Annotated in this window: 10 protein-coding genes; 6 read left to right on the top strand and 4 right to left on the bottom strand. The window is 66.8% G+C overall.

Annotated features, from left to right (window positions below):
- The first annotated feature begins 2 nt into the window (after window positions 1–2).
- Complete coding sequence (locus BVC93_RS06610) at window positions 3–2075, top strand: acyltransferase family protein (protein WP_157516801.1); 2073 nt, start codon at window positions 3–5, stop codon at window positions 2073–2075.
- Window positions 2003–2539 (top strand): NUDIX hydrolase, encoded by a 537-nt coding sequence (locus tag BVC93_RS06605; protein ID WP_236950274.1) that lies wholly within the window; start codon window positions 2003–2005, stop codon window positions 2537–2539. The genes BVC93_RS06610 and BVC93_RS06605 overlap by 73 nt, the downstream gene beginning before the upstream one ends.
- Before the next feature lie 83 nt (window positions 2540–2622).
- Here the strand turns inward: BVC93_RS06605 and BVC93_RS06600 are convergent, their stop codons facing one another.
- Window positions 2623–2952 (bottom strand): chorismate mutase, encoded by a 330-nt coding sequence (locus BVC93_RS06600; RefSeq protein ID WP_083736462.1) that lies wholly within the window; start codon window positions 2950–2952, stop codon window positions 2623–2625.
- A 199-nt stretch (window positions 2953–3151) separates the two neighbouring features.
- Between BVC93_RS06600 and pcrA the strand changes: the two genes are divergently transcribed.
- The gene (gene pcrA / locus BVC93_RS06595; protein ID WP_083740860.1) at window positions 3152–5461 is read left to right on the top strand and encodes a DNA helicase PcrA; all 2310 of its coding nucleotides are present in this window, start codon (window positions 3152–3154) and stop codon (window positions 5459–5461) included.
- A gap of 3 nt (window positions 5462–5464) precedes the next feature.
- Window positions 5465–6007 carry a cysteine hydrolase family protein gene (locus BVC93_RS06590; RefSeq protein ID WP_236950273.1) on the top strand — a complete coding sequence of 181 codons (543 nt, stop codon included), beginning with the start codon at window positions 5465–5467 and terminating at the stop codon, window positions 6005–6007.
- On the opposite strand, the gene BVC93_RS06585 is transcribed toward BVC93_RS06590, so the two are convergent.
- A complete protein-coding gene (locus BVC93_RS06585; RefSeq protein ID WP_192860215.1) occupies window positions 6004–6573 on the bottom strand; it encodes a hypothetical protein in 570 nt (189 codons plus the stop codon). The genes BVC93_RS06590 and BVC93_RS06585 overlap by 4 nt on opposite strands.
- Before the next feature lie 4 nt (window positions 6574–6577).
- Window positions 6578–7594 carry a M23 family metallopeptidase gene (locus BVC93_RS06580; protein WP_083736460.1) on the bottom strand — a complete coding sequence of 339 codons (1017 nt, stop codon included), beginning with the start codon at window positions 7592–7594 and terminating at the stop codon, window positions 6578–6580.
- Between the two features lie 272 nt (window positions 7595–7866).
- Between BVC93_RS06580 and sucC the strand changes: the two genes are divergently transcribed.
- Window positions 7867–9030: an ADP-forming succinate--CoA ligase subunit beta gene (gene sucC, locus BVC93_RS06575; RefSeq protein WP_083736459.1), complete on the top strand. Its 1164-nt coding sequence runs from the start codon at window positions 7867–7869 to the stop codon at window positions 9028–9030.
- Between the two features lie 15 nt (window positions 9031–9045).
- Entirely contained in the window at window positions 9046–9948 is a 903-nt protein-coding gene (gene sucD, locus BVC93_RS06570) for a succinate--CoA ligase subunit alpha (RefSeq protein WP_083736458.1), read from the top strand.
- Between the two features lie 52 nt (window positions 9949–10000).
- Here the strand turns inward: sucD and BVC93_RS06565 are convergent, their stop codons facing one another.
- Window positions 10001–11857 (bottom strand): S9 family peptidase, encoded by a 1857-nt coding sequence (locus BVC93_RS06565; protein WP_083736457.1) that lies wholly within the window; start codon window positions 11855–11857, stop codon window positions 10001–10003.
- Window positions 11858–11888 lie beyond the last annotated feature (31 nt).

Here is an 11888-nt window from a genome sequence, read left to right as displayed (position 1 = left end):
ACATGGGAGGTCTGGACGTGACTGCGGGGCCCGTCCGCGTCGGCGGGCGTCGTCGATGGGTTGCTGAGCCCACCCCGAAGAGTCGGCGCCAAGGGCGCAACATCGCAGCCCTGGACGGCATCCGGGCCATCGCGGTACTGCTGGTGCTCGCCGAACACGGCGGGCTGCCCGGAGTGCCGGGCGGATTCCTGGGTGTGGACGTGTTCTTCGTGCTCAGCGGCTTCCTGATTACCTCGCTGCTGCTCGACGAGCTGGGCCGGACGGGCCGGGTCAGCTTGCGCGACTTCTGGATTCGCCGTTTCAAGCGTCTGCTACCGGCCCTGCTGGTCGTGGTGGCCGCGGTACTGGCTGTCCGCTCGCTGTTCCCGCCCGACGCCATCACCGGCCTGCGCGACGACGCCGTGGCCGCCTTCCTGTGGGCGGCCAACTGGGCGTTCGTGGCTCAGGGCACCGACTACTTCTCCGAGGGCAGCCCACCGTCACCGCTGCAGCACATGTGGTCCCTGGGCGTCGAAGAGCAGTTCTATCTGGTGTGGCCGCTGCTGATCGTGGCGGTGGCACTGGTGCTGCTGTCGGTGCGCAAGACGGCGCCGGGGCTGAACGTGGTCCGGTGGACGGTCTTCGGGCTCGCGCTGGCCGGTGCGGCAGCCTCGGCGACACTGGCGATCCGGTGGGTGTCCGAGGAGAACCTGAACCGGGTCTACTTCGGCACCGACACCCGGGTGCAGGCCCTGCTGATCGGCGCGGCGGCCGCGGCCCTGCTGGTGCGTGACTGGTCGGCGGTGACGGCAGGCGGGGCGGTGCTGCGGAACCGCTGGGTGCGGTGGGCGGCACGGCTGATGTCGGTAGTGGGCGTCGCCGTCCTGGCGCTCGTCGCGCACCGCGCCACCGGTTCCGTCGACGACTTCCGGTCCGGCCTGCTGATCGTGGTGGCTGCCGGAGCCCTGCTGGTGGTGGTGCCGGTGGCGCTGGACCAACGCGGCCCCCTCGCCCGGGTTTTGGCGCTGCCGCCACTGGTGTGGCTGGGCGCCATCTCCTACGGCGTGTACCTGTGGCACTGGCCGGTGTTCCTGTTGCTCAACGGCGAGCGCACCGGCTGGACGGGTTGGCCCCTGTTCGGCCTGCGATGCGTGGTGACGCTGGCCCTGGCAGCGCTGTCCTGGTGGGCCATCGAACAGCCGGTGCAGAAGTGGCGGCCCTCATCGGTGCCCATGCTGCGGCTGGGAACCGCCATCGCTGCGACGGCCGCGGTGGCGACCGTGACGTTCGTCAAGGTGGACGTCACGCCCGCGGTTGAGGAGCCGCTGGACATCTCCTCGGCCGCCATGGTGATGCCCGAAGTGCCGGTGCTGGTGGGGCCCGGCACCAACGACCCCGCTACCCACACCGTCGCGGTGTTCGGCGATTCGGTGGCCTGGACGCTGATGCGGTACTTCCCGCCCACACCTGAACTGCATCTGGCCGACTACACGACCATCGGCTGCGGTATCGCGCGCGGCGGGCCCTACCGGATGACGGGCCAGGAGCTGACGCAGAAGCCCGAGTGTGACACCTGGCCGAGCCGGTGGGCCCAGCGCATCGAGCATTCCCGGCCCGACACCGTGCTGCTGATGATCGGCCGGTGGGAGATCGTCGACCGCATGCACGACGGGGAGTGGGCGCACGTCGGCGAGGACGACTACGACGACTACCTCCGCGGCGAATTGAATCGCGCACTCGACGTCGTGAGTGCCACCGGAGCAAGAGTTGTGGTCACCACCGCGCCCTACAGCCGTCGCGCCGAACGCTCCGACGGCAGCCTGTACCCGGAGGACCGGCCGGCCCGCACCGACGAATGGAATGCCCTGGTGCGTGAGGTCGCCAAGGACCGGCCGAACGTCTCGGTGCTGGACCTGAACAAAAAGATGGGCCCCGGCGGCTACTACCAGAACCGGATCGACGGGATACGGCTGCGCGGCGACGGCCTGCACCCCACACCCGAGGCCGTGGAATGGTTGGCGCCGTGGTTGATCGACGCTCTGGAAGAGGCAGCACCGAAGAAACCGTCGCCGTCTACGACGCCGACGGGACCGTGATCGGCGCGGCCCCACGGTCGCAGGTGTATGCCGACGGGCTGTGGCACGGCAGCGCCGGGGTGCTGGTGCGCTCGGGCGACGGCCGGCGAATCTACGTGCACCGCCGCACCGATACCAAGGCTGTCTTCGCGGGGATGCACGACTGTCTGGCCGGCGGGGTCATCGATCCTGGGGAGACGCCGCTGGACACGGCGACGCGTGAGCTCTCCGAGGAACTCGGTGTCTCGGGGACGGCGCCGGAGTTCCTGGCGTCCGCGGCATGGGACGGACAGTGGGCCGGCCGCCCGATGCGCGTTCACCTGTTCGCGTATGGCATCCGCTACGACGGCCCGCTCCGGCATCAGCCGTCGGAGATCGTCGACGGCTGGTGGTGGACCGACGCCGAACTACGCCGGCATCTGGGCGACCCGGGCTGGCCGTTTGTACCTGACACTCGGGTGTTGATTCCGCAGTTGCTGCGCTGAACGGGCCCGTGACACGTAACCAGTCGCGACGACACGCCGCGCACCGGCGCAGAGGTTTACGTCTGGGCGCCGAGGAGCTGGCTTCAGTAGCCGAGACGGCCGCGGCCCATGCGCAGTAGCAGCATGGCCAGGTCTTTGCCCTCGGGTCCGAGGCTGCTGTAGCGCTCGATCACCTTCATCTCGCGGCTGTGCACCAGACGGGTGCCGCCGGAGGCCATCCGGGCCTTGCCGATGATCTTGGAAACCTCGGTGCGACGGGCGATGGCGGCCAGGATCTCGGCGTCCAACCGGTCGATCTCGAGGCGCAGGACGTCGATGTCCTCGGCGGAGGCCTGCGGTTCGGCTTCGATACTCATGTCCTGCTCCGAATTCTCGCTGTTGGTGGGCGGCACTTGTGATGGTTCGGGTCTCATCCGGTTTCGGGCCTCACACAACAGAAGAGCCCCGGATCCGGATTCGGACCGCGGGGCTCAGGGAAGTCACTAAGCGCCGGGCACCGGAATCCGGTACCCGTAAAGAAATCGACGCTTCGTGTTGAGCACCAACCGAGTGTGCCACCAATGGCCGCGTCCGCGCAAAGTGTCTGTGTCCAGCGGTAAGTTCGATCCCAACATGAGTGTCACTACCGAAACCGATCAGCTGTTGGACGGCCTCAATCCCCAGCAGCGCCAGGCCGTGCTGCACGAGGGCACACCGCTGCTGATCGTCGCCGGCGCAGGTTCGGGCAAGACGGCCGTGCTGACCCGCCGGATCGCCTACCTGCTGGCCGCACGCGACGTCGGCGTCGGTCAGGTGCTGGCCATCACGTTCACCAACAAGGCCGCCGCCGAGATGCGGGAGCGGGTGGTCGACATCGTCGGTCCCCGGGCCAGGAACATGTGGATTTCCACCTTCCACTCGTCGTGTGTGCGGATCCTGCGCAACCAGGCCTCGCTGCTGCCGGGCCTGAACTCCAACTTCTCCATCTACGACTCCGACGACTCCCGCCGCCTGCTGCTGATGATCGGCAAGGACATGGGGCTGGACACCAAGCGGTACACCCCGCGACTGCTGGCCACCGCCATCTCCAACCTGAAAAACGAGCTGATCGAACCCGATCGAGCAGTCTCGGACCTCACCGACGCCTCCGATGACCTGGCCCGCACCGTGGCCTCGGTGTACGGCGAGTACCAGCGACGGCTGCGGGCGGCCAACGCCCTGGACTTCGACGACCTGATCGGTGAGACCGTGGCGGTGCTGCAGGCCTTCCCGCAGATAGCCCAGTACTACCGCCGCCGGTTCCGGCACATCCTGGTCGACGAGTACCAGGACACCAACCACGCCCAGTACATGCTGGTGCGTGAACTGGTGGGCCACGATCTGCCGCCCGACGACGGCGTGGCCCCCGGCGAGTTGTGTGTGGTGGGTGACGCGGATCAGTCCATCTACGCGTTCCGTGGCGCCACCATCCGCAACATCGAGGACTTCGAGCGCGACTACCCGAACGCCACCACGATCCTGCTGGAGCAGAACTACCGCTCCACCCAGACCATCCTGAATGCCGCCAACTCCGTGATTGCCCGCAACGCCGGGCGCCGTGAGAAGCGGCTGTGGACCGACTCGGGGGAGGGTGAGCTGATCGTCGGCTACGTCGCCGACAACGAGCACGACGAGGCCCGGTTCGTCGCACAGGAGATCGACAGCCTGGCCGACAAGGGCGACATCTCCTACAACGACGTGGCGGTGTTCTACCGCACCAACAACTCCTCACGTGCGCTCGAAGAGGTCTTCATCCGCGCCGGCATTCCCTACAAGGTCGTCGGGGGAGTGCGCTTCTACGAGCGCAAGGAGATCCGCGACATCGTGGCCTACCTGCGGGTGCTCGACAACCCCGGCGACACGGTGAGCATGCGGCGCATCTTGAACACCCCACGCCGCGGCATCGGCGACCGGGCCGAGGCTTGTGTCGCGGTGTACGCCGAGAACACCGGCGGCAGCTTCAACGACGCGCTGCTGGCCGCGGCACAGGGCAAGGTCCCGATGCTCAACAGCCGCTCGGAGAAAGCCATTGCCGGGTTCATACAGATGCTCGACCAGATGCGGGCCAAGCTCGACGAAGAGCTGGGCGACCTGGTGGAGGACGTGCTGGACCGCACCGGCTACCGGCGTGAACTGGAAGCCTCCACCGATCCGCAGGACCAGGCGCGGCTGGACAACCTCAACGAATTGGTCAGCGTCGCACACGAATTCAGCACAGACCGGGCCAATGCTCTGGCCCTGCGCGACGAGGACGAACCCCTCGACGAAGACGTCCCGGACACCGGTCTGCTGGCCGAATTCCTGGAGCGGGTGTCGCTGGTGGCCGACACCGATCAGATCCCCGAGCACGGCGCCGGTGTGGTCACCATGATGACCCTGCACACCGCCAAGGGGCTGGAGTTCCCGGTGGTGTTCGTGACCGGCTGGGAGGACGGCATGTTCCCGCACATGCGCGCCCTGGGTGATCCGCAGGAACTGTCCGAGGAACGCCGACTGGCTTACGTGGGTATCACCCGTGCCCGGCAACGCCTGTACCTCAGCCGAGCCAAGGTCCGTTCGTCCTGGGGTCAGCCCATGTTGAACCCGGAATCGCGCTTCCTGCGTGAGATTCCGCAAGAGCTGATCGACTGGCGTCGCACGGAGGTCACCCCGTCGTCGCGCAGCGCGCCGGTGGGCAATGCCGGACGGTACGGCACGCCGCGGCCGGCGCCGGGCCGGGCCGCGACCCGTAACCGGGAGATCATCACGTTGACCCCGGGGGACCGCGTCACCCATGACAAGTACGGCCTCGGCCGCGTGGAAGAAGTGTCGGGTGTCGGTGAGTCGGCAATGTCGCTGATCGACTTCGGCAGCGCCGGTCGTGTCAAACTGATGCACAACCACGCCCCGATCAGCAAGCTGTAGATCGTGCTGCAGAACCGCGGTGGCAGTGCACTTCTGGTGGTGGATGTGCAGAACGACGTCGTGGCACGCGCCCATCGGAGGGACGCCGTGGTTGCGAACATCGCGCACCTGGTACAGCAGGCCCGTGATGGACAGTTTCCGGTGGTCTGGGTGCAACACGCCGACGACGATCTGGTGCACGGCAGCGAGGGTTGGCGTATAGTCCCCGAGTTGGTGCCCGTCGATGGTGAACCGTTGGTGGAGAAGAACTTCGGCGACTCCTTCGAGGGCACCTCACTGGAGGACGTGCTGGCCGCACTACAGGTGGGGCGGCTGGTGGTCACCGGAGCGCAGACCGACGCCTGCGTGCGTTCCACTATTCACGGCGCCTTCGTGCGGGGGTATGACGTGACTCTGGTGGGCGACGCGCACACCACCGAAGACCTGTCGCAGTACGGTGCGCCGCCGCCGGATCAAGTGATTGCCCATACCAACCTGTACTGGTCGTTCCAGCGGGCGCCGGGGCGTGAGGCCGGCGTCGTCCCCACCGCCGAGGTGACCTTCTAGCGTGCCCAGCGGCGTGTAGCGGGCAGGAATGCCAATGCCACGCTGAGCACCGGCAGTGTCGGGATCAGGTACACCGGCCAGGGGATCTTGGCGCCGGCGACGAACACCGCCCCGAACGTCAGCAGGGCCACCACGGCTCCGGTGGCGATCAGGTAGCGGCCCACCGCGCGGCGCAGTAGCACGGTGATCAGTCCCGCGACCGTCGACGCGGCGAACACGAACGCCAGGAACCCGACACCGAGGCAGAACAGCCGGTCGGTCTGCCACCACCCGGTGATCAGGTCCGTGGCCACCACCGACACCGCCCACCCGCTGAGCATCGCGACGACGGAGGTGGCGATGGCCCCGCGCGGCGAGGGGGTGGCCAAAGCCGGGGGAGCCAGTGGCGCCGGAGCCGGCGGAATCAGGCCGGTGGGCGCCTCAGGGATGTGTGTGGTGCGCGGATCATGTTGTGTGGGAACAGGTCCCGTCGGGGCGCGGCGGATGATGCCGGTACGGGCGTCCTGCGGTGGGGACTGCGGCGCACGCCGGAGGATGCGGGTGTGATCAGGGTCCGGGTCAGGCACCGGGTCAGCCGGCGTACGCGCCGACGCTGATGCCGCGCTTGGCCAGCCACGGCACCGGGTCGATCCGGTCGGTGCCGTTGAGCAGGACCTCGAGGTGCAGATGAGGCCCGGTGGAGTTGCCGCGGTTGCCGATGGTGGCGATCTGGTCGCCGGCGAACACCCGCTCGCCGAGCGTGACGTTCCAGCTGTTGATGTGGCCGTAGAGCGTGACGGTGCCGTCGGAGTGACGCAGTTTGACCAGTGCGCCGTACCCGGCCGTCGGGCCCACGTCGACGACCACGCCGTCGGACACGGCGTAGATCGGGGTACCGATGGAGTTGGCGATGTCGACACCACCGTGCAGGGCGCCCCAGCGGTAGCCGAAGCCGGAGGTGAAGATGCCCTGGGTGGGCTTGACGAACAGCGGGCGCTGCAATCGGGCTTCACGCTCGGCGCGCTCCTGCGCAAAGGCGGTTCCCTTGGCCAGTTCCTCGGAGTGCATGGGCGTCATGGCGCTGGGCGCCACGGTGACCAACTGCATGCCTTGCGAAGCGGTGTTCAGCGCGCCGTTCATCGACTGCTGGTCGGCGGCGAGCACGGCTTCGGCGGTGGCGGTGTCGGAGGGGTTGATGGCGGAGTGTGCGGCGGCCGCAGCGGCACCTGCGGCCATGGCGGCGATCATGACCCGGCCCTTGAGGGCGCTGGCGGCGGGCTTGCGGTGCGCGCCCGCACGCGGGATGACCTCGGTGAGATCCGGGTCGTAGCCGTCCTCATCCCCGTCGTCGGAGTCGTCGACGAACACGTCGTCGCTGAGATCTCGGCGACGAAGCAGGATTACGGGGGCGATGTCGTCGACGTCGTGGAGGTCGTCGAGTTCGGGTGCGTTGAGCACTTCGGACTCGATCTCCTCGAGCGAGATGACGTCGGTGATTTCTGCGGTGTCCACTGGGAGTCCAATGTAACCGTCTTCCAAGCGTGAGATTTCACGGGCGCTGATCGGCTCTTCCCTGGTGGGAGATGGTGCCGAGTGGTGTTGCGCCAACCTGAAACGTCCCTCTAGTCGTGACCAAAGCGTTATCTGGACTCAGAGACGTTAACCAAATTCCAATACAAGTGGCAACCCAAGCGAAGTCCCGACCGAGGATTGTGAGTTGTATCACTCTGCCGGGGTCGGTGACATGTGCCACAAGACAGGAGGCGGTGGTATCGGCGACCACTCGTGTCGATAAAGTTCCCCCCGGCGCGAACCCGAGAAACCGGCCGTCCTAGAGAACCGACAAAGCCCGCCACTCCGGCAGATAGACAGTGAGCCCAATGGATCTTTTCGAGTATCAGGCGAAAGAGCTGTTCGCCAAGCACAACGTTCCCACCACTCCGGGCCGGGTGACCGACTCCGCCGAGGACGCCAAAGCCATCGCCGAGGAGATCGGCAAGCCTGTCATGGTCAAGGCGCAGGTGAAGGTCGGCGGGCGCGGCAAGGCCGGCGGCGTGAAGTACGCGGCCACCCCCGACGACGCCTTCACGCACGCGCAGAACATTCTGGGCCTGGACATCAAGGGCCACATCGTCAAGAAGCTCTTGGTCGCCGAAGCCAGCGACATCGCCGAGGAGTACTACATCTCCTTCCTGCTGGACCGCTCCAACCGCACCTACCTGGCCATGTGCTCGGTCGAGGGTGGCATGGAGATCGAAGAGGTGGCCGCCACCAAGCCCGACCGCCTGGCCAAGGTGCCCGTTGATGCCGTCAAGGGTGTCGATCTGGCCTTCGCCCGCGAGATCGCCGAGAAGGGCCACCTGCCCGCCGAGGTGCTGGACGCCGCGGCCGTCACCATCCAGAAGCTGTGGGAGGTGTTCATCGGCGAGGACGCCACCCTGGTGGAGGTCAACCCACTGGTACGTACCCCCGATGACCAGATCCTGGCGCTGGACGGCAAGGTCACCCTGGACGCCAACGCCGACTTCCGTCAGCCCGGCCACAAGGAGTTCGAGGACAAGGACGCCACCGATCCTCTGGAGCTCAAGGCCAAGGAGAACGACCTCAACTACGTCAAGCTCGACGGCGAGGTCGGCATCATCGGTAACGGCGCCGGTCTGGTCATGTCGACGCTGGACGTTGTTGCCTACGCCGGCGAGAAGCACGGCGGTGTGAAGCCCGCCAACTTCCTCGACATCGGCGGCGGCGCCTCGGCCGAGGTCATGGCGGCCGGCTTGGACGTGATCCTGGGCGACAGCCAGGTCAAGAGCGTGTTCGTCAACGTGTTCGGCGGCATCACCTCGTGTGACGCGGTGGCCAACGGCATTGTCAAGGCGCTGCAGATCCTCGGTGACGAGGCCAACAAGCCGCTGGTGGTCCGTCTCGACGGCAACAACGTCGAAGAAGGCCGGCGCATCCTCGCCGAGGCCAACCATCCGCTGGTCGTACAGGCCGAGACCATGGACGCCGGGGCCGACAAAGCCGCCGAGCTGGCCAACAAGTAAGGGAGCCAACAAAACATGTCTATCTTCCTGAACAAGGACAGCAAGGTCATCGTCCAGGGCATCACCGGCGGCGAGGGCACCAAGCACACCGCGCTGATGCTCAAGGCCGGCACCCAGATTGTGGGCGGCGTGAATGCGCGCAAGGCCGGAACCACCGTGTCCCACAAGGACAAGGATGGCAACGACATCGAGCTGCCGGTGTTCGGTTCGGTCGCCGAGGCCATGAAAGAGACCGGCGCCGACGTGTCGATCGCCTTCGTTCCGCCGGCGTTCTCCAAGGACGCCATCATCGAGGCCATCGACGCCGAGATCCCGCTGCTGGTGGTCATCACCGAGGGAATCCCGGTGCAGGACAGCGCCTATGCGTGGGCCTACAACGTCGAGAAGGGCAACAAGACCCGGATCATCGGCCCCAACTGCCCCGGCATCATCACCCCGGGTGAATCGCTGGTGGGCATCACGCCGAACAACATCACCGGCAAGGGGCCGATCGGCCTGGTGTCGAAGTCCGGCACGCTGACCTACCAGATGATGTACGAGCTGCGTGATCTCGGCTTCTCCACCGCCATCGGCATCGGCGGCGACCCGGTCATCGGCACCACCCACATCGACGCCATCGAGGCGTTCGAGAAGGATCCCGAGACCAAGCTGATCGTGATGATCGGTGAGATCGGCGGCGACGCCGAGGAAAAGGCCGCCGCCTACATCAAGGCCAACGTCACCAAGCCGGTCGTCGGCTACGTGGCGGGCTTCACCGCTCCCGAGGGCAAGACCATGGGCCACGCCGGTGCCATCGTCTCCGACGGTGCGGGCACCGCCGCAGGCAAGCAGGAGGCGCTCGAGGCTGCCGGTGTGGCCGTCGGCAAAACGCCGTCGGAGACCGCTGCCAAGGCACGCGAGCTGTTCAACAAGCTCTGAGATTCGACAACAACAAAGCCCCCCGTCGCGAGACGGGGGGCTTTGTTGTTGTCTACAGATGCTGAGCGAGGAACCGCTCGACCGCGTGATACATGTCGATGCTGTTGTCCGGGTTGACGAACCCGTGCCCCTCGTCCTCTTTGACCATGTACTCGACCTCGACACCACGGGCCCGTAGCGCCGCGACCATGTTGTCGGATTCGGCCTGCACCACCCGAGAGTCGTTGGCGCCCTGGACCACCAGCAACGGGGTGCGGATCCGATCCACTTTGGTGATGGGCGAGCGGGCCAGCATGTCGGCCTCCTGCGCCGGATCCTCCGGGTCACCGACGTAGAGGTGCCAGTTGGTGGCCAGGAACCGTCGGCCCACATTGGGCAGGGTGCGCATGAAGTTGGGCAGGCTGGAGATCCCGACGTAGTCGATGGCGGCGGCAAAGACGTCCGGGGTGAACGTGACGCCGACCAGCGTCGCGTACCCGCCGTACGAACCGCCGAAGATGGCCACCCGGTCCCGGTCGGCGTAGCCCTGCTTGACGGCCCAGTCCACCGAGTCGATCAGGTCGTCGTGCATCTTGCCGGCGAACTCGCCGATCGCGGCTTGGGTGAAGGCCTTTCCATAGCCGGTAGAGCCACGGAAGTTGACCTGCAGCACCGCGTATCCGCGGTTGGCCAGCAGCTGCACCTCGGGTTGGTAGCTCCAGCAGTCGCGGGCCCACGGCCCGCCGTGCACCAGCAGCACCATGGGCAGGTTGGCGGGCTCCTGCCCGATGGGCAGGGTCAGGTAGCCGTGCAGATCCAGTCCGTCGCGCGCAGTGACGGTGACGGGAGTCATGGGCGCCAGCGAGTCCGGATCCAGGTTCGGGTACGGCCGGAACAACAACCGGCTCTGCCCTGTGGTGTTGTCGTAGAAGTAGGTGACGCCGGGTTCGCGGTCGTGGTTGAAACTGACCACCCATCGCTGCCCGGTGTCATCGGTCGAGATCTTGGACAGATCGCCGTCGGACAGTGCGGAGAGCTTGTCCAGCACGGCTGCGAAGTCGGGGTCCAGGGGGTGGATCACCTGGCGCTCACCGTAGTAGCGGACGCCGATGAGGTCACCGGTCTGCTCGCTGACGATGAACGGCGAGGGCAGCATGATCTGTGCGGCCAGATCGAAGGTGGGATGACTGTCCACCTCGGTCTCGGTCCCGGCGGCCACATCGAGGCGCACGGGGCGCATGCGGTCGCTGCCGTCGTAGGAACCCAGCCAGATCCCGGTGCCGTCGGGCGTGGGCACGATCGGATGGATACCCAGTGGGTAATCACGCCCGTCGTACACCTTGATGGGCCGTACGGACGTGGTGGCCGGATCCCACTGGGAGATCTCGACGTCGCCGTCCGCGGTCAGCGTGTTGGTGAACAGGTGCCCGCCGGGACCGGCAATCCAACCGATGACATTGCCCGGATTTTCGGCGAGCAATGTCAGTTCGCCGCTGGCGATGTCGAGTTCGAAGGCGTCCACCAGCTCGGGGTTGCGGGCGTTGTGCTGCACCACGGCTTTGCCGGGCCGGGCCCGCAGCAGCTCGTAGGAGCAGCGGGTGTTCGGGAACGGCGTCAGGTCGACGGCGGCCGCGTCCGGGTCATCGAGGTCGACGCGGTAGACGTGGAAGTTCTCGTCGCCGCCGGTGTCCTGCATGTAGAGCAGGTGACGGGAGTCGTGGGTCCAGCTGAAGAGGTAGACGCTGCGGGTGCCGTCCGCGGTGACGCACCGCGGTTCGGTGGTCCCGTCGACATCCTGAATCCAGATGTTGAGGCGGTTTCGCCACGGCGCCAGGTACGCGATCTGCGTACCGTCCGGCGAGATGGTGGCGCCGGCGCGCTCGGGCGGGTTGAAGAACTCTTCGACGGAAATGCGTGTGGATGTGGACACGGTGTCCTTTCGGAATCGGGGCCCGTGCAGA

The organism is Mycobacterium sp. MS1601 (assembly GCF_001984215.1).
GTDB lineage: Bacteria > Actinomycetota > Actinomycetes > Mycobacteriales > Mycobacteriaceae > Mycobacterium.
This window is presented reverse-complemented; position numbering and strand designations above follow the sequence as displayed.